The organism is Streptomyces sp. NPDC052225, assembly GCF_040679615.1.
Classification (GTDB): domain Bacteria; phylum Actinomycetota; class Actinomycetes; order Streptomycetales; family Streptomycetaceae; genus Streptomyces.
Genome location: NZ_JBFAVD010000010.1, coordinates 1 through 21,188 on the forward strand (window position 1 = coordinate 1; position 21,188 = coordinate 21,188).

The 21,188-nt window shown below is 69.4% G+C and carries 19 protein-coding genes, 1 rRNA gene and 1 riboswitch; of the genes, 15 read left to right on the plus strand and 5 right to left on the minus strand.

Going from position 1 to position 21,188, the window contains the following annotated elements:
- The 11 genes from rrf to AB0L37_RS16765 all read left to right on the plus strand — a co-directional run.
- Positions 1-92 (plus strand): 5S ribosomal RNA (gene rrf, locus AB0L37_RS16715); the annotation flags it as partial.
- Positions 93-239: 147 nt separating this feature from the next.
- Positions 240-848, plus strand: coding sequence for a CDP-alcohol phosphatidyltransferase family protein (locus AB0L37_RS16720; protein ID WP_365505115.1), 609 nt, complete (start codon positions 240-242; stop codon positions 846-848).
- A 114-nt stretch (positions 849-962) separates the two neighbouring features.
- Positions 963-3,458, plus strand: a complete 2,496-nt coding sequence (locus tag AB0L37_RS16725) for a mannose-1-phosphate guanyltransferase (RefSeq protein ID WP_365505117.1) — start codon at positions 963-965, stop codon at positions 3,456-3,458.
- A gap of 92 nt (positions 3,459-3,550) precedes the next feature.
- A complete protein-coding gene (locus tag AB0L37_RS16730; protein WP_365505119.1) occupies positions 3,551-4,456 on the plus strand; it encodes a DUF881 domain-containing protein in 906 nt (301 codons plus the stop codon).
- Positions 4,453-4,785, plus strand: a complete 333-nt coding sequence (locus tag AB0L37_RS16735) for a small basic family protein (RefSeq protein ID WP_008749169.1) — start codon at positions 4,453-4,455, stop codon at positions 4,783-4,785. Before AB0L37_RS16730 ends, AB0L37_RS16735 begins: the two co-directional genes overlap by 4 nt.
- A 5-nt stretch (positions 4,786-4,790) precedes the next feature.
- Positions 4,791-5,633 carry a DUF881 domain-containing protein gene (locus AB0L37_RS16740; RefSeq protein WP_365505121.1) on the plus strand — a complete coding sequence of 281 codons (843 nt, stop codon included), beginning with the start codon at positions 4,791-4,793 and terminating at the stop codon, positions 5,631-5,633.
- Positions 5,634-5,715: 82 nt separating this feature from the next.
- Positions 5,716-6,657, plus strand: coding sequence for an FHA domain-containing protein (locus AB0L37_RS16745; RefSeq protein WP_365505624.1), 942 nt, complete (start codon positions 5,716-5,718; stop codon positions 6,655-6,657).
- A gap of 27 nt (positions 6,658-6,684) precedes the next feature.
- Positions 6,685-7,413 carry a MerR family transcriptional regulator gene (locus AB0L37_RS16750; RefSeq protein ID WP_365505123.1) on the plus strand — a complete coding sequence of 243 codons (729 nt, stop codon included), beginning with the start codon at positions 6,685-6,687 and terminating at the stop codon, positions 7,411-7,413.
- 86 nt (positions 7,414-7,499) lie between these two features.
- A complete protein-coding gene (locus AB0L37_RS16755) occupies positions 7,500-7,973 on the plus strand; it encodes a bifunctional nuclease family protein (protein ID WP_005475662.1) in 474 nt (157 codons plus the stop codon).
- A gap of 178 nt (positions 7,974-8,151) precedes the next feature.
- Positions 8,152-8,772, plus strand: coding sequence for a MerR family transcriptional regulator (locus tag AB0L37_RS16760; RefSeq protein WP_365505126.1), 621 nt, complete (start codon positions 8,152-8,154; stop codon positions 8,770-8,772).
- 45 nt (positions 8,773-8,817) lie between these two features.
- Positions 8,818-10,182 (plus strand): DNA polymerase IV, encoded by a 1,365-nt coding sequence (locus tag AB0L37_RS16765; protein WP_365505128.1) that lies wholly within the window; start codon positions 8,818-8,820, stop codon positions 10,180-10,182.
- Positions 10,183-10,191: 9 nt separating this feature from the next.
- Here AB0L37_RS16765 and AB0L37_RS16770 read toward each other — a convergent pair whose 3' ends face one another.
- Complete coding sequence (locus tag AB0L37_RS16770) at positions 10,192-10,566, minus strand: PRC-barrel domain-containing protein (RefSeq protein WP_365505130.1); 375 nt, start codon at positions 10,564-10,566, stop codon at positions 10,192-10,194.
- Between the two features lie 114 nt (positions 10,567-10,680).
- A riboswitch (glycine riboswitch) is annotated at positions 10,681-10,776 on the plus strand.
- A gap of 186 nt (positions 10,777-10,962) precedes the next feature.
- Between AB0L37_RS16770 and gcvP the strand changes: the two genes are divergently transcribed.
- Positions 10,963-13,848: an aminomethyl-transferring glycine dehydrogenase gene (gcvP, locus tag AB0L37_RS16775; protein ID WP_365505132.1), complete on the plus strand. Its 2,886-nt coding sequence runs from the start codon at positions 10,963-10,965 to the stop codon at positions 13,846-13,848.
- A 73-nt stretch (positions 13,849-13,921) separates the two neighbouring features.
- On the opposite strand, the gene AB0L37_RS16780 is transcribed toward gcvP, so the two are convergent.
- Together AB0L37_RS16780 and AB0L37_RS16785 are read right to left on the minus strand one after the other, a co-directional pair.
- The gene (locus AB0L37_RS16780; RefSeq protein WP_365505627.1) at positions 13,922-14,122 is read right to left on the minus strand and encodes a DUF5999 family protein; all 201 of its coding nucleotides are present in this window, start codon (positions 14,120-14,122) and stop codon (positions 13,922-13,924) included.
- A gap of 348 nt (positions 14,123-14,470) precedes the next feature.
- The gene (locus AB0L37_RS16785) at positions 14,471-15,055 is read right to left on the minus strand and encodes a hypothetical protein (RefSeq protein WP_365505134.1); all 585 of its coding nucleotides are present in this window, start codon (positions 15,053-15,055) and stop codon (positions 14,471-14,473) included.
- Between the two features lie 521 nt (positions 15,056-15,576).
- Here AB0L37_RS16785 and AB0L37_RS16790 point away from each other — a divergent pair.
- A complete protein-coding gene (locus tag AB0L37_RS16790) occupies positions 15,577-17,097 on the plus strand; it encodes a glutamate--cysteine ligase (protein WP_365505136.1) in 1,521 nt (506 codons plus the stop codon).
- Between the two features lie 6 nt (positions 17,098-17,103).
- On the opposite strand, the gene AB0L37_RS16795 is transcribed toward AB0L37_RS16790, so the two are convergent.
- A complete protein-coding gene (locus tag AB0L37_RS16795) occupies positions 17,104-18,873 on the minus strand; it encodes a substrate-binding and VWA domain-containing protein (RefSeq protein WP_365505138.1) in 1,770 nt (589 codons plus the stop codon).
- Between the two features lie 190 nt (positions 18,874-19,063).
- Between AB0L37_RS16795 and AB0L37_RS16800 the strand changes: the two genes are divergently transcribed.
- Positions 19,064-19,864: a type II CAAX endopeptidase family protein gene (locus AB0L37_RS16800; protein WP_365505140.1), complete on the plus strand. Its 801-nt coding sequence runs from the start codon at positions 19,064-19,066 to the stop codon at positions 19,862-19,864.
- Positions 19,865-19,870: 6 nt separating this feature from the next.
- On the opposite strand, the gene AB0L37_RS16805 is transcribed toward AB0L37_RS16800, so the two are convergent.
- Positions 19,871-20,689 carry a PhzF family phenazine biosynthesis protein gene (locus AB0L37_RS16805; protein ID WP_365505142.1) on the minus strand — a complete coding sequence of 273 codons (819 nt, stop codon included), beginning with the start codon at positions 20,687-20,689 and terminating at the stop codon, positions 19,871-19,873.
- A 34-nt stretch (positions 20,690-20,723) separates the two neighbouring features.
- Between AB0L37_RS16805 and AB0L37_RS16810 the strand changes: the two genes are divergently transcribed.
- Complete coding sequence (locus AB0L37_RS16810) at positions 20,724-21,161, plus strand: GNAT family N-acetyltransferase (protein ID WP_365505144.1); 438 nt, start codon at positions 20,724-20,726, stop codon at positions 21,159-21,161.
- Positions 21,162-21,188: the final 27 nt, after the last annotated feature.

Sequence of the window (21,188 nt, forward strand, 5' to 3'; positions counted from 1 at the left end):
CGCCCGGTTACATTCCGAACCCGGAAGCTAAGCCTTACAGCGCCGATGGTACTGCAGGGGGGACCCTGTGGGAGAGTAGGACGCCGCCGAACTATTTTTGATAAAGCCTCTGGCCCCGAACTTTGTGTTCGGGGCCAGAGGCTTTTTTGCGTTGTGGTGGACCCCTCCGCTCTCGCCGGCCCGGGCTGAGGGTAAGGTCAGGGGGCATCGTTGGCTCGTTTCCCACAGGAGGCCCCCGGGTGGAGGTCCAGGAGACCCGTGTCCAGACGGACCGGGTGCTCACCATCCCGAACATCCTCAGCATGGCGCGTCTCGTCGGCGTACCCCTCTTCCTGTGGCTCATCCTCAGGCCGGAGTTCGGCGGCCCCAAGAGCGACGGCTGGGCGCTGCTCGTGCTCGCGCTGAGCGGCATCAGCGACTATCTCGACGGGAAGCTCGCGCGGCGCTGGAATCAGATCAGCAGCCTCGGCCGGCTTCTCGATCCCGCGGCCGACCGGCTCTACATTTTGTCCACCTTGGTCGGTTTGACCTGGCGCGAGATTCTGCCGATTTGGTTGACCGCCGTACTGCTGGCGCGAGAACTGGTCCTCCTGGTGATGGTGGGGATCCTCAGGCGACACGGCTATCCGCCGCCCCAGGTGAACTTCCTCGGCAAGGCGGCGACGTTCAACCTGATGTATGCCTTCCCGCTGTTGCTGCTCAGCGACGGAAGTGGCTGGATCCACGAAGTCGCTGCTATTTTCGGATGGGCGTTCGCCGGATGGGGTACAACGCTGTACTGGTGGGCAGGGATCCTCTACGTGGTTCAGGTCCGCCGCCTGGTCAAGGCGGACTCCAAGGCCGATTGAGCTCGCCATTGTGTCCTGGCTGAGGCCAGCTGCCCCGCGCGATGACAACCGTGGGGTATTCAGGTCGGGCGAAGTCGGCTAGACCGTCGTCTCTTCAAGGAGGACGCTTCCGACATGAAGGCCGTCGTGATGGCCGGAGGTGAAGGCACTCGCCTTCGCCCCATGACCTCGAGCATGCCCAAGCCGCTCCTGCCGGTGGCCAACCGGCCGATCATGGAGCATGTGCTCAGGCTGCTCAAGCGGCATGGGCTCACCGAAACCGTGGTCACCGTGCAGTTCCTGGCCTCATTGGTCAAGAACTACTTCGGGGACGGCGAAGAGCTCGGGATGGAGCTCACCTATGCCAACGAGGAGAAGCCACTCGGCACTGCCGGCAGCGTGAAGAACGCTGAGGAAGCGCTGAAGGATGATGCGTTCCTCGTGATCTCCGGCGATGCTCTCACTGATTTCGACCTCACCGAGCTCATCAATTTCCACAAGGAGAAGGGTGCGCTCGTCACCGTCTGTCTGACGCGTGTGCCGAATCCGCTGGAATTCGGTATCACGATCGTCGACGAGGAAGGAAAGGTCGAGCGGTTCCTCGAGAAGCCGACGTGGGGGCAGGTCTTCTCGGACACCGTCAACACGGGCATCTATGTCATGGAGCCCGAAGTCTTCGATTACGTCGAAGCCGATGTCCCGGTGGACTGGTCCGGTGATGTCTTCCCGCAGCTGATGAAGGAAGGCAAGCCGATCTACGGCTACGTGGCCGAGGGGTACTGGGAGGACGTCGGTACCCACGAGAGCTACGTGAAGGCCCAGGCCGATGTGCTCGAACGAAAGGTCGACGTCGAACTCGACGGCTTCGAGATCTCGCCGGGCGTGTGGGTCGCCGAGGGCGCCGAAGTGCATCCTGACGCCGTCCTGCGCGGGCCGCTGTACATCGGTGACTACGCCAAGGTCGAGGCCGACGTTGAGATTCGCGAGCACACGGTCGTGGGGTCGAACGTCGTCGTCAAGAGCGGGGCGTTCCTTCACAAGGCCGTGGTGCACGACAACGTCTACATCGGGCAGCACAGCAATCTGCGCGGCTGCGTGATCGGAAAGAACACCGACATCATGCGGGCCTCGCGGATCGAGGACGGCGCTGTCATCGGTGACGAATGCCTGGTCGGCGAGGAATCGATCATTCAGGGCAATGTGCGCGTCTACCCCTTCAAGACGATCGAGGCAGGCGCCTTCGTCAACACCTCGGTGATCTGGGAGTCGCGCGGGCAGGCCCATCTGTTCGGGGCCAGGGGCGTCTCCGGGATCCTGAATGTGGAGATCACGCCGGAACTGGCCGTACGGCTGGCAGGCGCCTATGCGACGACCTTGAAGAAGGGCTCCACCGTCACGACCGCCCGTGACCACTCCCGTGGTGCCCGGGCGCTCAAGCGGGCCGTCATCTCCGCCCTCCAGGCCAGCGCCATCGACGTACGCGACCTGGAGAACGTTCCGCTCCCCGTCGCTCGTCAGCAGACGGCTCGCGGCAGTGCGGGCGGGATCATGATCCGTACGACACCCGGTGTGCCGGACTCCGTCGACATCATGTTCTTCGACGAACGTGGGGCCGACCTGTCCCAGGGGAGTCAGCGCAAGCTCGACCGTGTGTATGCGCGGCAGGAGTACCGGCGGGCCTTCCCCGGGGAGATCGGGGATCTGCACTTCCCGTCCAGCGTCTTCGACTCGTACACGGGATCGCTGCTGCGGAACGTCGACACGACGGGGATCGCCGAGGCGGGGCTGAAGGTCGTCGTCGACGCGTCCAACGGAAGCGCCGGGCTCGTGCTGCCCAGCCTGCTGGGGCGGCTCGGCGTCGACTCGCTGACGATCAACCCGGGCCTCGACGAGTCGCGGCCCACGGAGACCGCGGACACCCGGCGCTCCGGGCTGGTGCGGCTCGGGGAGATCGTGGCGTCGGCGCGGGCGGCGTTCGGCGTGCGGTTCGACCCGGTCGGTGAGCGGCTGTCGCTCGTCGACGAGAAGGGACGGATCGTCGAGGACGACCGGGCGCTGCTCGTGATGCTCGATCTCGTCGCCGCCGAGCGCCGGAGCGGACGCGTCGCCCTGCCGGTGACCACGACGCGGATCGGTGAGCAGGTCGCCGCGTACCACGGCACGCAGGTGGAGTGGACGACCACGTCGCCCGACGACCTCACGCGCGTGGGGCGCGAGGACGGGACGATCTTCGGTGGTGACGGGCGCGGTGGCTTCATCGTGCCGGAGTTCAGCAGTGTCTTCGACGGGGCCGCGGCCTTCGTACGGCTCATCGGGCTCGTCGCGCGTACGCAGCTGACGCTGAGCCAGATCGACGCGCGGATCCCGCGGGCGCACGTGCTGAAGCGCGACCTCGCGACTCCGTGGGCCGTGAAGGGGCTCGTGATGCGGCGCGTCGTGGAGGAGGCCGGCGACCGGTCCGTGGACACGACCGACGGTGTGCGGGTCGTGGAGGCCGACGGCCGGTGGGTGATGGTGCTGCCCGACCCGGCTGAGGCCGTCACGCATCTGTGGGCCGAGGGACCGGACGACGCGTCTGCCCAGCAGCTGCTCGACGAATGGTCCGCCGTCGTGGACAGCGCGGGTCGCTGAGGACCGGAAACGGCGCATGTAGGCGTCCCGATCGGGGCGCCTACATGCACGTCGGTGGGGCCATTCGGAGGTAGCGGCCACGACGTGCGACGATGTGCGGCATGCCGCAGCAGCCCCCCGTTCGGAGCACCCCTGAGCGTCCGGCGCGCCCCGATGCTTCTATGTCGCTGCTGAACAACGTCATGGATCACAGCCTGGACGACGGGTACGCGGAGGCCGCCGCCCGGAAGAAGGCCGAGGGGCAGAGCGGACTGCCGAAGACGCTGCGGGCGAAGCTGGGTCTCGCCGCCGGGCTCGTCCTCGCCGCCCTGGTGGTGACGGTGGGAGCGGCGCAGGCTCGGGTCGCCGCGCCGGTGGTGGCCAAGGAGCGCGAAGAGCTCATCGACCGGATCGAGCAGGAGACCGACTCCGCCGACAAGTTGGAGAGTCAGGTCGACTCGCTGCGGACCGACGTGGGCGACATGCAGAGCGAGGCGCTCAAGAAGCACGGCGGTGAGCAGGGCGAGCTGGTGGGCGTGCTCTCCGGAGCCGTTCCCGTGCACGGGCCCGGGGTGAAACTCGTCGTGGACGACGCCAAGTCGGCTGAGACGGGCGGCGGGGGCGGGCCGCGCGAGAGCGCAGGGTTCTCCGACACCGGTCGGGTACGGGACCGCGACATGCAGCGCGTGATCAACGGTCTCTGGCAGTCCGGCGCCGAGGCCGTCAGCATCAACGGACAGCGGCTCACCGCCCTGTCCGCGATCAGGGCCGCCGGTGACGCGATACTGGTCGACAACAAGCCGCTGGTGCCGCCGTACACGGTGCTCGCGGTGGGGGACGGGCAGCGGCTGAGCACGCGGTTCCAGAACAGTCCCGACGGTTTGTACCTGCACGCGTTGCAGGAGAACTTCGGGATCAGGACCAGCATTTCGGCCCAGGACGACATCAAGCTTCCCGCCGCACCCAGCGTGATCGTACGTACAGCACAGCCGAGAGCAGAGCAGAAGGGCACATCGTGATCGCCGTACTGGGCCTCGTCGTGGGAGTCGTGGTCGGGTTGTTCGTCCGGCCCGAGGTTCCGGCGGTGGTCGAGCCGTACCTTCCGATCGCCGTGGTCGCGGCGCTCGACGCGGTGTTCGGCGGGCTGCGCGCCATGCTCGACGGGATCTTCGACGACAAGGTGTTCGTCGTGTCGTTCCTGTCGAACGTCGTCGTGGCCGCGCTGATCGTCTTCCTGGGCGACAAGCTGGGCGTCGGCGCGCAGCTGTCCACCGGTGTGGTCGTGGTGCTCGGCATCCGCATCTTCTCCAACGCGGCCGCCATCCGGCGGCATGTGTTCCGGGCGTGAGGCCGATGAACCCCGAAGAGAAGCCCGAGCCGGAGCACCAGCACCGGCTGCGCAAAGAGCTGCCTGCCGAGGTCGCGCCGGTGCCGGGAGGGCCCGAGCCGGAGCCGGTCCGCGAGCCCCAGTTGACCGGGCGTCAGAGACTCGTGAAGGGGCTGTGGCCGCCGCGCGTGTCCCGCGCCCAACTCACCGTCGCCGTGCTGTTGTTCGTCCTGGGCCTCGGACTCGCCATCCAGGTGCGGTCCAACAGCGACAACAGTGCCCTGCGCGGGGCGCGCCAGGAAGATCTTGTGCGCATCCTCGATGAACTCGACGACCGTACTCAGCGTCTGGAAGATGAGAAGCAGGGTCTCGAGGACCAGCGGGCCGAGTTGGAGAACAGCTCGGACCAGGCCGAGGAGGCCCGTAAGCAGACGGTCGAGAAGGAGCGCCAACTCGGCATCCTCGCGGGCACCGTGGCCGCACAGGGGCCCGGCATCACGATGACGATCACGGACACGAAGGGCGCCGTCGAGGCCGACATGCTGCTCGACGCGATCCAGGAGCTGCGGGCTGCCGGAGCCGAGGCGATTCAGGTGAACGACGTCCGCGTCGTGGCCGATACGTACCTCGCGGACGGAACCGGAGGCAAGGGTGTGAGCGTCGACGGACACAAGATCAGCCAGCCCTACCGCTTCAAGGTCATCGGCAAGCCGCAGGACCTCGAGCCGGCGCTCAACATCCCTGGAGGCGTGGTGCAGACCCTGGAGAAGGAGCAGGCCACGGTGGCTGTGAGCCGCTCCCAGAAGATCGTCGTGGACGCCTTGCGTGCGGCGCAGCGGCCTGATTACGCTCGGTCGTCCTCCCAGTGAGGCGGGGGTGCATGGGGGATGTCGTACGAGGGCATGAGGTTGCGGGGGGTCGGCGCACCGTAGGCGGGGTGCGTGGTGGAAACTGTTTGGCGGATACGGACGTTGTGAGGATGTCCGTGTCAGTGTTGTACGCCGATGTGTGCAGTCAGGGTTCGTCCTGCCCCACGGGCGGGTCTGTTTCGGTCAAGGGGAATCGCCCGTGAAGTTGTTTGCGAAGTTGTTCGGCAAGAGCGCACGTGAGGACAACGCACGCCACCGTGCACCGCGCCACGGTGACGTGCCGGAGACGCAGGTGGGCGAGCGCCCGCTGTTCCGGGACCAGGTCGGTGACAATTCGGGCGGACAGGGCGCGTCGTCTGTTGACCCTGCCGGTTCCGGCCGCATAGGTTTCGGGGAACCGTCAACCTCAAGTACGGGTGGAGGGTTTGGCTCCGACCCGTACGCGTCCCACGCCCCCGCGGGGCAGCCGCGGCAGGAGGATCCGTCCATGTCGGCCCTGGTGTGTACGAGGTGCGGAAACCGGAACGGCGAGAACAGCCGGTTCTGCTCCAACTGCGGTGCGCCGCTGCGTGGCGGAGTGGCGGCCGAGGGGCCGTCGGAGACCACGTCCACGATCTCCATCTCGGGACTCGAGTCGTACGACCCCGAGGCGACCGGTCAGACGCAGCTGCCGGCCCTGTCGCCCGAGGCGCAGGCCGCGGTCGACGCACTGCCGCTCGGCTCGGCTCTCCTGGTGGTGCGGCGCGGCCCGAACTCGGGCAGCCGCTTCCTCCTGGACGGCGACCTGACCACGGCGGGCCGCCACCCGCAGAGCGACATCTTCCTGGACGACGTGACCGTGTCGCGCCGCCACGTGGAGTTCCGTCGCCTCCAGGACGGCACGTTCACCGTCGCCGACGTCGGCAGCCTCAACGGCACGTACGTGAACCGTGAGCGCATCGACTCGGTGACGCTGCACAACGGCGACGAGGTGCAGATCGGCAAGTACCGGCTGGTCTTCTACGCGAGCCAGCGAGGTATCTGAACCGCCAGCGAACCTTCAGGAAGGTCCATGCTGCAAACGACGAGGGGCGGTGCCGGCAGCGGCACCGCCACCACGGACAGTCGGCTGATGAGCATCGGCACCGTACTGAACGTGCTGCGCGAAGAGTTTCCCGAAGTCACCATCTCCAAGATCAGGTTCCTGGAGTCCGAAGGGCTGATCGAGCCGCAGCGGACGCCGTCGGGCTACCGCAAGTTCAGCCCGGACGACGTCGAGCGGCTCGCTCACGTCCTGCGGATGCAGCGGGACCACTATCTGCCGCTGAAGGTCATCAAGGAGCAGCTCGACGCCCTGGAGCGGGGTGAGGCGCTGCCCGTGCCCGCTCCCGGGCGCCCCGGCGACCTGACGGACGAGGGAGACGCCCCGACCGCCGCACGGGTCGGCCGGGACGAGCTGCTCGCCGCCGCCGGGATCGACGAGGCGGACCTCGACGAGTGGGAGTCGTACGGTCTCATCGCCCCGTTGCCGGACGGGGGTTACGACGCCTCGGCCGTTCTGGTCGCCGAGCTCGTCGGTGAACTGGGCGGGTTCGGGATCGAGCCGCGGCATCTGCGGGTCATGCGGGCGGCCGCGGACCGGGAGGCCGGTCTGGTCGATTCCGTGGTCGCGCCGCTCAAGGTGCACCGCAATCCGCAGACCAGAGCGCTCGCGCAGGCCCGTGCCACGGAGCTGGCGGGGCTGACCGTGAAGCTGCACGCGGCACTTGTGCAGACCGCTCTCGGGGTGCGTCTGCCCTGATGGAAAGGGCGGGCGAGTGCCGTGGGCCCGGCCCTCGGCGCATGCCCGACTACCCAAACCGGCCGGGCACGTCCTAGGGTTGCTGTGTGAACGAGCTCGACGTCGTAGGTGTCCGGGTCGAAATGCCCTCCAACCAACCGATCGTGCTCCTGCGTGAAGTGGGAGGCGACCGTTACCTCCCCATCTGGATCGGACCGGGGGAGGCGACGGCGATCGCCTTCGCTCAGCAGGGCATGGCCCCCGCGCGTCCGCTGACGCACGACCTGTTCAAGGACGTGCTGGAGGCGGTCGGTCAGGAGCTGACGGAAGTACGCATCACGGATCTGCGGGAAGGCGTCTTCTATGCGGAGCTGGTGTTCGCGAGCGGTGTCGAGGTCAGTGCCCGCCCGTCCGACGCCATAGCGCTCGCGCTGCGCACCGGGACGCCGATCTTCGGCAGTGACGGTGTCCTCGACGACGCAGGGATCGCGATCCCGGACGAGCAGGAGGACGAGGTGGAGAAGTTCCGCGAGTTCCTCGACCAGATCTCGCCCGAGGACTTCGGTACCAACAGCCAGTGACCAGGAGGCGGTCGCCGAACGGCGGCCGCCTCGGCACATTCGGCTAGCCTTTCCCCGCGGTGGGATACGGGAAACCACTCTTAGGGTGATTATCACTCGGCGTGGCGAGTGTGGCGTTCGTTGACGCACCCCCTGCGACTGCCTACCGTCGAGAGGGCAGGTCAATGAGGAGGTCGGCGTGAGAAGCAGCGGCGACGGTACGGCGACGGGCGGTCCGTACTCGTTTCACGGCAGCGCGGCCGATCACACACCGCAGCGCCCACAGGCCGTGCCTGTGGTGGCGGGGGAGAACGGCGACGCGGCTTCCGATCAGGTCGGATACCGGGGGCCGACCGCGTGCGCGGCGGCGGGCATCACCTATCGGCAGCTCGACTACTGGGCCAGAACCGGCCTCGTCGAGCCCAGCGTGCGGCCCGCGTACGGGTCGGGGACGCAGCGTCTGTACAGCTTCCGGGACGTCGTCGTCCTGAAGGTCGTCAAGCGCTTCCTGGACACCGGGGTCTCCCTCCAGAACATCCGCACGGCGGTGCAGCATCTGCGGGAGCGGGGTTTCCGGGACCTGGAGCGGATGACGCTCATGAGCGACGGCGCGACGGTCTACGAGTGCACGTCGCCGGCCGAGGTGCACGACCTGCTCCAGGGCGGGCAGGGGATCTTCGGCATCGCGGTCGGCGTGGTCTGGCGGGACGTGGACGCCGCCCTGTCGCAGCTGCACGGGGAGCGCGTGGATACCGGCGAGACCCTGGTGCGGCCCAACCCGGCGGACGAGCTCGCGAGGCGGCGCAACCGGGCCGTGTGACGCCGTACGGCCGCGTTGTCAGTGGCGTAGGGCAGCATCGGAGCTGTGAGAACCGCGCCGACGATTCTGCATCTCGACATGGATGCCTTCTACGCCTCTGCCGAGCAGGCGGCGAAGCCGAGCCTGCGCGGGAAAGCGGTCGTCGTCGGCGGGCTCGGGCCGCGCGGGGTCGTCGCCACGGCGTCGTACGAGGCACGGAAGTTCGGGGTGCACTCGGCGATGCCGATGGGGCAGGCGCGGCGGCTCGCGCCGAACGCGGCCTATCTCGTGCCGAGGTTCCGGCTGTACCGGGAGATCAGCGAGCAGGTGATGGGGCTGCTGCGGGAGCTGTCGCCGCTGGTGGAGCCGCTCAGCCTGGACGAGGCGTTCGTCGATCTGGAGGCCGGTGAGACGGCCTGGGACGAGGTGTCCGCGCATGCCGTGGGGGTGCGGCTGCGGGCGGACATCCGGCGGGTGACCGGGCTGACCGGGTCCGTGGGGCTCGCCGCCTCCAAGATGCTCGCGAAGATCGGGTCCGAGGAGGCCAAGCCGGACGGGCTCGTGCTGATACGGCCGGGCACCGAGCGGGCGCTGCTCGGGCCGAAGTCGGTGCGGATCCTGCCGGGGGTCGGGCCCGCGACCGGGGATCATCTGCGGCGGGCCGGGATCGTCACCGTGGAGGAGATCGCCGAGGCGGGCGAGGACGAGCTGGTGCGGCTGCTCGGGAAGTCGCACGGGAGCCACCTGTACGCGATGGCGCTGGCGCACGACGACCGGCCCGTCGTCGCCGAGCGGGACTCCAAGTCGGTGTCGGTCGAGGACACGTACGACGTGGACATTCACGACCGGGTGCGGGTGCGCATGGAGGTACAGAGGCTCGCCGACCGGTGCGTGGAGCGGCTGCGGGCGGCCGAGAGATCGGGGCGGACCGTGGTGCTCAAGGTGCGGCGCTACGACTTCTCGACCCTGACGCGGTCCGAGACGCTGCGAGGGCCCACGGACGATCCGGCGGTCGTGCGGGAGGCGGCCGCGCGGTTGCTGGAGGGTGTCGACACGACCGGGGGTGTGCGGCTCCTCGGGGTCGGGGTGAGCGGGCTCGCCGACTTCACGCAGGAGGATCTGTTCGCGCAGGCGGCTGCCGCCGAGCGGGCCGCAGAGGTGGTCGAGGACACCGAGGCGGTGACGGACGAAGCCGTGGAGGAGGCGGTGCCGGCCGAGCCGGTCGCCGAGCGGCGCTGGATGGCCGGGCACGATGTGCGGCATGCCGAGTTCGGGCCCGGGTGGGTGCAGGGCAGCGGGCTCGGGCGGGTCACCGTGCGGTTCGAGACGCCGTATTCGCGGGAGCCGGGGCGGGTGCGGACGTTCCGGGTGGACGATCCGGAGCTGGAGCCGGCCGAGCCGCTGCCGCTGGTGGAGACGGGGGCGGGGTGAGCGGGGGCGTCAGGTCGGTTCGTCGTCCGTGCCGGCGACGCGGCCGAAGGAGACGTCCGGGGTCCGGGGGGCCGTGATGTCCAGGCCGTAGTGGTGGTAGAGCTGGAGTTCCTGCTCGGGGGAGAGGTGGCGGCCGACGCCGAAGTCGGGGGCGTCCCTGATCAGTGAGCGTTCGAAGGGGACGCGCAGGGTGCCGTCCACGAGCTCGCTCGGCTCCAGGGGGACGAAGGCGTCCCGGCTGAAGAGGCCGGTCCGTATGGCGGCCCACTCCGGAACGCCGGTGGCGTCGTCGAGGTAGACCTCGTCGATGGTGCCGATCTTGGTTCCGTTGCGGTCGAAGGCCTTGCGGCCGATCAGATTGCGCGGATCGACATCGGTCTGCACGGTGCCTCCAGCTGATCGCAACTCGTCTGTAAGCACTACGAAAGAGCACATTCAGGAAGGCGGCCACTCGAGGCTTGCGGTCAAGTAGCCGCTGGTAGGCTGGCAGACGGCTGCTGACCCCGTGCGGGAGAGTCCTCCGACAGTCGTCGGAGGCGCCGAAGGAGCAAATCCTCCCCGGAATCTCTCAGGCCCCTGTACCGCACGGACGAGGTCACTCTGGAAAGCAGGGCGGGGTGCGCGTTTCCCGCTCTCACCGACGGTGAAAGCCGGTGTGCCCTCGTGTTGGTGCGGGGTGGGCCGGTGAAGCTCTCAGGTTGAGATGACAGAGGGGGAGGCCGTCCGGGTACCCGCGCCGTGGTGCCCCTCGCAGGTCGCAATGACCAGGAGGCCTCCGTCATGACCGCCCACCGTATTCCGCTCTCCCAGCTGGAGCAGGGAATCCCCTTCGAGCAGCGCCATATCGGTCCGGATGATGCCGCACAGGCCAAGATGCTCGCGCAGGTCGGCTACGGCTCGCTCGACGAGCTGACGGCGGCCGCCGTGCCGGACGTGATCAAGAGCGCCGAGGCACTGAAGCTTCCGGGCGCCCGCACCGAGGCCGAGGTCCTGGCCGAGCTGCGGTCCCTCGCCGATCGCAACCAGGTGCTCGGGTCGATGATCGGCCTCGGCTACTACGGCACGTTCACGCCGCCCGTCATCCTGCGCAACGTGATGGAGAACCCGGCCTGGTACACGGCCTACACGCCGTACCAGCCGGAGATCTCGCAGGGCCGCCTGGAGGCGCTGCTGAACTTCCAGACGATGGTCGCCGAGCTGACCGGCCTGCCGACCTCCGGCGCCTCGCTGCTCGACGAGGGCACGGCCGCCGCCGAGGCGATGGCCCTGTCGCGGCGCATCGGCAAGGTGAAGGACGGTGTCTACGTCGTCGACGCCGACGCCCTGCCGCAGACCATCGCCGTCATCCAGACGCGTGCCGAGCCGACCGGCGTCGAGATCGTCGTCGCCGACCTGAGCGAGGGCATTCCCGCCGAGGTCGCCGAGCGCGGCGTCGTGGGCGTGCTCGTGCAGTACCCGGGCGCCTCGGGTGCGGTGCGGGACATCAAGCCCGTGATCGAGCAGGCGCACGAGATGGGCGCCATTGTCACCGTTGCCGCTGATCTTCTCGCTCTCACGTTGCTGACCTCGCCCGGCGAGCTGGGCGCGGACATCGCCGTCGGTACGACGCAGCGGTTCGGTGTGCCGATGGGCTTCGGTGGTCCGCACGCCGGTTACATGGCCGTACGCGAGAAGTTCGCGCGGTCGCTGCCGGGCCGGCTCGTGGGTGTCTCGGTCGACGCCGACGGCAACAAGGCGTACCGCCTGGCTCTCCAGACCCGCGAGCAGCACATCCGTCGCGAGAAGGCGACCAGCAACATCTGCACCGCGCAGGTGCTGCTCGCCGTCATGGCCGGCATGTACGCGGTGTACCACGGGCCCGAGGGCCTCAAGTCCATCGCCCGGCGCACCCACCGGTACGCCAACCTGCTCGCCGCCGGTCTGACCGCGGGCGGTGTCGAGGTGGTGCACGGGGAGTACTTCGACACCCTGACCGTGCGCGTGCCCGGCAAGGCCGCCGAGGTCGTGAGCGCAGCCCGCGAGGCCGGGGTCAACCTGCACCTGGTCGACGCCGACCTGGTCTCCGTCGCCTGCGACGAGACGACCACGCGGGCCCAACTGGGCGTCGTCTGGGACGCGTTCGGTGTCCAGGCCGACATCGAGGCGCTGGACGCCGAGGTCGCCGAGGCGCTGCCCGACGGGCTGCTGCGCACGGACGCGTACCTGACCCACCCGGTCTTCCACCAGTACCGCTCCGAGACGGCGATGCTGCGCTACCTGCGCCGTCTGGCCGACCGCGACTACGCGCTCGACCGCGGCATGATCCCGCTGGGCTCCTGCACGATGAAGCTCAACGCGACGACCGAGATGGAGCCGGTCACCTGGCCCGAGTTCGGTCAGCTGCACCCGTTCGCCCCTGCCGAGCAGGCGCAGGGCTACCTCACGCTCATCAACGAGCTCGAGGAGCGGCTCGCCGAGGTCACCGGCTACGACAAGGTGTCGCTCCAGCCCAACGCCGGGTCGCAGGGCGAGCTGGCCGGTCTGCTCGCGGTGCGCGGCTACCACCGGGCCAACGGCGACGAGCAGCGGACCGTGTGTCTGATCCCGTCGTCCGCGCACGGCACCAATGCCGCGAGTGCGGTCATGGCGGGGATGAAGGTCGTCGTCGTCAAGACCGCCGACGACGGCGAGATCGACGTCGAGGACCTGCGCGCCAAGATCGAGCAGTACGCCGACCAGCTGTCGGTGCTGATGATCACGTACCCGTCGACGCACGGTGTGTTCGAGGAGCACGTCGCCGACATCTGCGCCGCCGTGCACGACGCCGGCGGTCAGGTGTACGTCGACGGTGCCAACCTCAACGCCCTGGTGGGGCTGGCGAAGCCGGGTCACTTCGGCGGCGACGTCTCGCACCTGAACCTGCACAAGACGTTCTGCATCCCGCACGGCGGTGGCGGTCCCGGCGTCGGTCCGGTCGGTGTGCGCGAGCACCTGGCGCCGTACCTGCCCAACCACCCGCTCCAGCCGGCGGCCGGTCCGGAGACGGGTGTCGGTCCGATCTCCGCGGCCCCGTGGGGTTCCGCCGGCATCCTTCCGATCTCGTGGTCGTACGTACGTCTCATGGGCGGCGAGGGGCTGAAGCGGGCGACGCAGGTCGCCGTGCTCTCCGCCAACTACATCGCCAAGCGGCTCGAGCCGCACTTCCCGGTGCTGTACACCGGGCCCGGCGGGCTCGTCGCGCACGAGTGCATCATCGATCTGCGGCCGATCAGCAAGGCGACCGGGGTCAGCGTCGACGACATCGCCAAGCGGCTCATCGACTACGGGTTCCACGCGCCGACCATGTCGTTCCCGGTGGCGGGGACGCTGATGATCGAGCCGACCGAGAGCGAGGACATCGGGGAGCTCGACCGGTTCTGCGAGGCGATGATCGCCATTCGCGGGGAGATCGAGAAGGTCGCCGCGGGTGCGTGGCCGGCGGACGACAACCCGCTGCGTAACGCTCCGCACACGGCCGGGATGCTCGGCGGTGAGTGGGAGCACGCGTACAGCCGGGAAGAGGCCGTCTTCCCGGCGGGTGTTGCCGCGTCCGACAAGTACTGGCCGCCTGTGCGCCGTATCGACCAGGCCTTTGGCGACCGGAACCTGGTGTGCTCGTGCCCGCCCATGGACGCCTACGAGGGGTGATGGCCGGGGTGGCTGCGCGACCGTCGGTTGGGTGTGGCTGGTCGCGCAGTTCCCCGCACCCCTACGGGCGCGGTTACGCCGCCGTGACCACCGGGCTGAGCGGGCGGTGTGGCGCGATGATCGTGCCGTTGGGCAGCAGCTCGCCGGTGTCCTCGAAGAGCAGGACCCCGTTGCACAGGAGGCTCCAGCCCTGCTCCGGGTGATGAGCCACGGGAAGGGCGGCCTCCCTGTCAGCGGATTCGGCTGTCGGGCACGGCGGCTGGTGCTGGCACATGGATGGGTTCTTTCGCTGCGAAGTGATGTCGGTGATGGATGCGATGGCGTCTGTGCTGCGGCTCGGTGTGGTGTTCATGGCCGCCCCCCGTTTTCAGTCGGTCCGGAACCCAGTGTTGCCCTGTGGGCGTCAATCCGCAGGGATTTCGTAGCAGCGGTCCTCACAGGATGGAGACGCATCACCCGTGCGGACGGTTCAGCCCAACTGCACTGTCCCTTCGGGTGGTTCGGGGTGGCCTGACCGGGCTAGTCCGGACGGGCAGGGCTGTGCCCCGCGACCGGACGGCGGACGGTGCGGGGCACAGGTCTGGATCGCCCGGACCGGTCCGGGCCTCTTCTCCGGTCGCGGTCAGGCCAGCAGCGTGGCCCGGGCCGGCGTCAGCCGGTGCGTGAGGACCGGCAGCAACTCGGCCACGCGGTGCGGCCGGTGGGCGGCGATGCCGGGTGGCGCCGGGGCCAGCGGGACCAGGATGTCGTCGGCCGCGGGGTGGCCGCTCGCGGCGTCGGCGGTGATGTCGCCGTGCAGCCACAAGGTGAGCATGTACAGCTCGGGCACCGACAGCAGCCGGGGCTGGTAGGGCTTGGCGAGCGACTCCGCCTGGCGCAGCGCGCGCTCGGTGGACATGACGTAGGGGCCTTCGAAGAAGTGCGAGAAGGCCCAGCCGTCCGGGGTGAGCATCGTGTCGGCCGCGGCCACCGCGCGGTCCCCGCAGCGGATCAGGAAACGCCAGCCGGTGAGGCGGGCGCGCGAGGGGCCTGTGCTCTCGGTGATGTGGTCCAACACATGGACGGGCAAAGGGAGTTCGGGGCTTGCGGGACCCTGCGCGGTGCGCAGCGACGGGGTGCGTGCCTCGCGGACGGCGGTGGGGGAACCGAGGGCCGTGAGGACCGTGCGGAGGGCAGGCGCGGGAGCCGGAGGGACATGCAGCGGCATGGTGGGTCGCCTCTCTCATTCGACAGGCACGTGGTACGAGGGCGGTGCGGGACGAGCGGACGGCGCTGTCAGCTGCGCGAAGCACATGGGGTACGCGGGCCAGAGGGGGCGGGGGGCCTCGGCCGCGGGCGCCAACTCTCTGTCTCGTCCGCGGAGTTTATACGACGCCTGTTCACAGGGTGTTTCGTCTAGCAGCTTCCCACGTATCGGCAAGGTGCTATTCGGACGCGGTTCGCGTGACGGTATGTGGGTATTCTGCGGATTTCCTGTGGGCGGCGCGTCCGTGACCTCGTCTTTTTTCGATCGAGCGGTCGGCCGATACTTGTCGGCGTTTTTCACCAGGTGTGTATGCCGTGAATCTGCGGGCTGCCGCATGCCTAAGGAATGTGCCGCCGGGTAACTGCCTTGAGCGTACTGCTCCGTCGGCCCGCGCGGGGCGTTATCGATCACATTGCCTGGGCATCATCCACCGTGACATGCGGCCGGATCGGCGGGCTGCCCGTGCGAGGAGGGACGCTTCCATGGGGGAGAAGGTCGTTGCGGGCGCGTGGGACCTGGCCGACCGGCGGCGCTACCGGGAGAAGCTGAAGGAGTGTCTGACGGGGTTGGAGCGCCTGTTGCACGAGAAGCGCTTCGACCGGCCCAAGAATCTCATGGGTCTGGAGATCGAGCTGAATCTCGCCGGGCCCGACGGGATGCCGAGAATGATGAATGCCGAAGTTCTCGAGCGCATCGCGAGCCGGGATTTCCAGACGGAACTCGCGATGTTCAATCTCGAAGTGAACATTGCCCCGCACCGGCTCGGCGGCCGTGTTCTCGACCAGCTCGCCGAGGAGCTGCGCACCGGGCTCGGTTATGCGCACCGGAAGGCCAATGAGGTCGATGCGGGAATCGTGATGATCGGCATTCTGCCGACGCTCGGCAAGGACGATCTCGTCTCCGCGAACCTGTCGGCCGTCGACCGGTACACGCTGCTCAACGATCAGATCGTCGCCGCGCGCGGTGAGGACTTCCTGCTCGACATCGACGGGGTGGAGCGGCTGACCTGCACGTCCTCGTCGATCGCGCCCGAAGCGGCGTGCACGTCCGTGCAGTTGCATCTTCAGGTGACACCCGGCCGGTTCGCCGACGTGTGGAACGCGGCGCAGGCGGTGGCCGCGGTGCAGATAGCGCTGGGTGCCAACGCGCCGTTCCTGTTCGGGCACGAGCTGTGGCGCGAGTCGCGGCCGCCGCTGTTCCAGCAGTCCACGGACACCCGGCCGCCCGAGTTGCAGGTGCAGGGCGTGCGGCCGCGGACCTGGTTCGGGGAGCGCTGGATCGAGTCGGCGTACGACCTCTTCGAGGAGAATCTGCGGTACTTCCCGCCGCTGCTGCCGATCCTCGACGAGGAGCGGCCGCTCGACGTGCTCGACGCGGGCGGCATCCCCAGCCTCGCCGAACTCGTGCTGCACAACGGCACCGTGTACCGCTGGAACCGGCCCGTCTACGGCATCGCCGACGGCGTCCCGCACCTGCGCGTGGAGAACCGTGTGCTGCCCGCAGGCCCCACCGTCACCGACGTCATCGCCAATGTCGCCTTCTACTACGGACTCGTACGGGCGCTCGCGGAGGACGCGCGGCCCGTGTGGTCGCGGCTGTCGTTCGACGCGGCCGCCCGCAACTTCGACGCCGCCTGCCGGTACGGGATCGACGCGCGCCTGGAGTGGCCGCGGCGCGGCCGGTTCGGCGGGACCGAACAGGTGCAGGCCGTCGCCCTCGTACGGGACGAGTTGCTGCCGCTCGCGGCGGCGGGCCTGGACGCCTGGGGCGTCGAACCCGCCGACCGCGATCTGTACCTGGGGGTCATCGAGGAGCGGTGCCGACTGCGCACCAACGGCGCGGCATGGCAGTCGGCGACGTTCCACCGCGCCCTGGACAGCGGCCTGGCGCGTGACGCGGCGCTCGCGGCGACCACCCGCAGGTACTGCGAGCTGATGCACGTCGGCGAGCCCGTGCACACCTGGCCGGTGGGGCTGCCGGAACCCGCGGTACCGCTGGGCTGAGCCGGATCAGCTGGTCTTGGCGCCGGCCTCGATGATCGCCTTGAGGATCACCTTCTGGATGTCGGCGGGGTCGCTGACCTGGTGGCCCGAGCCGCCGGTGGCCTCGGCGATCTGCTCGATCTCGTCCTTGTCGGTGTCGGGGCCGACGGCGATCGCGATGAGCGGCACCGGGTGCTCCGTGTCGGAGAGGTCCTCGAGCTGGGAGATGAGGCTGGAGCGGGAGATCGATCCGGGGTCTTCGTTGACACCGTCGGTGACGACCACGACCGCGTTGAACTTGCCGTCCTTGTACGACGCCGTGGCCTCCTTGTAGGCGGCGAGGGTCGTGTCGTACAGGCCCGTCGCACCGCCCGGCACCGGCTGGAGTCCGGTGAACGCGGCGGAGAGGCGGTCGCGCACGGTGCCGGAGCCCTTGCGGTCGCCGAGGCGCTGGGTCGGCACGAGCTTCTTGTAGTCGCGCTCGCCGTCGAGGTGCGTCGAGAACTCCCACAGGCCGATCTCGTCCTCGGGGGTGAACGTCGACAGGGCCGCCAGCATCGAGGCCTTGGTGACGTCCATCCGGGACTCACCGCTCGGCACCGGGTTCGACATGGAGGCCGAGGCGTCGACGACGGTGGTGATCCGGGCGCTCTGCACCGTGATCGTCCACATGCCGAGGGTCTCCTCGACCTGTTCGTCGGTGGCCGGCTCGGACGTGGGTTCCGCGTACGGCTGCGGGGTGCGGCCGCCCGCCTGCGCGGCGACCGCCTCGGGGGAGGCGCCGCCGTCGGTGCGGAAGCCGTGCTTCTCCAGGATCGAGCGGCCCTCGGGTGCGGAGAGCAGCGTCATGAAGCGGACGGCCGCGCGACTCTCGTCGGTGGTCAGGCCGGACTCGTCGACCAGGGTGAAGGGGTAGTCGAGGGCGGGGGAGCCGTCCTTGGGGTAGAAGAGGTCGAGCGCGCCCGCGTCGCCGACGTCGGCGTTGTGCGTGAACGCTGCTTGTTCGGAGAGGATCAGCGCCTCGTTGCGCCGGGGGTTGCCCTCCTCGGTGCCCGACGTGTCGCGGGCCACCGTGTCCATCAACTGGCTGTCGCTGTCGGACATCCGCTGCGACAGGACCTTCGCGAGGGCGGCGGCCTGGGTGCCGTCCTTGTCGCCCGACTTCTGCGCGGCCGAGGCCAGTTTGGTGAGGGCGAGCAGACCGGTGGCGCTGCGGGCCGGATCGGCGGCGCCCAGGCGCAGTTGGTCCGCCTGGAGCGCCGCGCCGGTCAACTGCGTCCAGCCGTACGTCTTGTCGGGCCAGCCGAAGGACTTGGCGGCCGACGGGACCATGCCGACGCCGATCGGTGACGAGGCGACGTTCCCGGCCGCCGTGACCTCGGCGGCCTTGGCGTTCTGGCCGACCCGCTGGAGCCACACGCTGGAATCCGGCACCCACGCCTGGAAGCCGGGGTCGCCCTCGGTCGTGCGCAGGGTGTCGGCGACCTTGTACGCGTCGCGCGCGGTGACGGTCACGTCGAGGCAGTTGCCGTCCGAGGTGATCTGGTCGCGGCGGGCCTGGGCGGCGGCGTCGCGCAGCGCGGGCGCGATGTCGGGCGAGGCGACGACGTCGAGCTCGACCTCGTCCTCGCAGGTTCCGCCGAGGTCGAGCAGGTCGCTGCGCACCGCGAAGGCCGTGCCGGCCGCGACGGCGAGGACGAGGGCCGTCGCGACGGCCACGACACGCCCCCGGGACCGGGGACGGGGGCCGCCCGGGGGCGCTCCGTACTCGTCGGGCATGCTGCTGTGACGTCCCATGGCGGTGGTGCCCTCCCTGAGCCATAAAGGCAGTTGCGATATAAGCGGTGGAGCAACGGAGGGAGAGCGGTGCGCCGGACTGCGGCGCGCCGTCCCCCTCGGCCTGTCGCGCGCGATCTTCGTACCTGCATTCGAGACCCTAGCGGGGCGGCGTGAGGGATGAGACGGGATTACTGAACTGGAGTCAGGTGTGCAGGTGGAGGCGGGGTCGGTGGCTGGTTCTTATCCCCATGAGCGGCTCTCACGACGATTTCTGCGGGACGAGACACTGCTCGTGCTGGGGCTCTCGCTCGGTGCGAGCGGGGTCCATGCGCTGATCAAGTTTGTTGGATCGGTCACAGAGCCGGGTGGTCTGAAGGATCAGGCGGCGACTCTCAACGCCTCGGCGGCGCCGGGGCGGCCCTGGCTTGATCTCGCGTTGCAGCTGTTCTGGATCGCGAGCGCGCTCGTGCCCGTCGCGCTCGTCGCGCACCTGATGCTGCGGGAGGGAGAGAGCCTGCGCACGATCGGCTTCGACCGGACGCGGCCGTGGTTCGACGGGGCGCGCGGCGCCGTGATCGCGGCCGTCATCGGCAGTACGGGGATCGCGTTCTACCTGGCGGCCCGCGGCCTCGGCTTCAACCTCACGGTGGTGCCGGAGGCGCTGCCCGACGTGTGGTGGAAGTTCCCCGTGCTGATCCTGTCGGCCGTGCAGAACGCCGTACTCGAAGAGGTCATCGTCGTCGGGTATCTGCTGCGCAGGCTGGGGCAGTTGGGGTGGACGCCGGGGTCCGCGCTCGTCGCGTCGTCCGTGCTGCGCGGCTCGTACCACCTGTACCAGGGGATCGGCGGGTTCTTCGGGAACCTCGCGATGGGCGTCGTCTTCGTCTGGCTGTACCGGCGGTGGGGACGGGTCGGGCCACTCGTGGTGGCCCATTCCCTCTTGGACATCGGCGCGTTCGTCGGATACGCGCTGCTCGCCGGCAAGGTGGACTGGCTGCCCACCGCGTAGCGGGTGTTACGCGGTCAGTTCGCCCTCGATGACCGTGACCGCGCTGCCGGTGAGCAGGGTGCGTGCGCCGCGCAGTCCTACGCGGACCAGGCCGGTGCGGGCCGACGCCTGCAGGCCGGTGAGGTCGCTGCGGCCCAGGCGCTCGGCCCAGAAGGGGGCCAGGGCGGTGTGTGCGCTGCCGGTGACCGGGTCCTCGTCGATGCCGACGCGCGGGAAGAAGCAGCGGGAGACGAAGTCGTGGTCCGCGGCCGGGTCGTCGGCCGGGGCCGTGGCGATGATGCCGCGTTCGAAGCGCGCGGCCAGCGTCTTCAGGTCCGGGGCGAGGGCACGCACCGTCTTCTCGTCGGGCAGTTCGACGAGCAGGTCACCGACCGAGCGGCCGGTGTCGTACGCGGACAGCGGCCGGGCGCCGAGCACGTCGGCGAGGCCGGCCGGCACCGGCTCCTCGGTCAGCGGGGCCGTGGGGAAGTCGAGGGTGATCGAGCCGTCCTCGTTCGGGGTGGCCACGAGGACGCCGCTGCGGGTGGCGAACCGGACGGGGCCCGTCGTCGTCCCCGTGGAGTGCAGGACGTGGGCGGTGGCGAGGGTCGCGTGACCGCACATGTCGACCTCCGTGGCGGGCGTGAACCAGCGCAGCGCCCAGTCGGCGTCGCCGCCCTCGGGCAGCGGGTGCGCGAAGGCGGTCTCGGCGTGGTTGACCTCCACGGCGACCTTGTGCAGCCAGGCGTCGTCGGGGAACGCCGGCGGGGCGTCGAAGAGCAGGACGCCGGCGGGGTTCCCGGCGAAGGGGCGGTCGCTGAAGGCGTCGACGATACGTATGCGCATGTCGGGGACGGTAGTGGAGACGTAGGCTCCGCGCATGACCGTACAGGTGGAGATCGTCGAAGAAGCGACCCCTGAACTCGTCGCCGCCTTCAACAGGTTGCTGCCGCAGTTGTCCTCGTCGGCGTCGCCGCTCGATCACGCGGCCGTGGCACGGCTGGTGACGGGTGAGGCCCAGACGGTGCTTGTCGCCCGTACGTCCGACGGGATCGTCGGAACGCTGACGCTGGTGCTGCTGCCCCTGGCGTCGGGGACGCGCGGCCGCGTCGAGGACGTGGTCGTCGACGCGGCCGCGCGCGGCCAGGGTGTCGCCCGGTTGCTCACCGAGGAGGCGCTGCGGGTCGCGCGGGAGGCGGGGGCCCGCACGGTGGACCTCACGTCGCGTCCTGACCGGGTCGCGGCGAACCGGCTCTACGAGCGTCTCGGGTTCCGGACCAGGAAGTCCACCGTCTACCGCGTCGCGTTCGAGGGGTAGCCGGGAGCGGGGTGTCTCCGCTCCCGG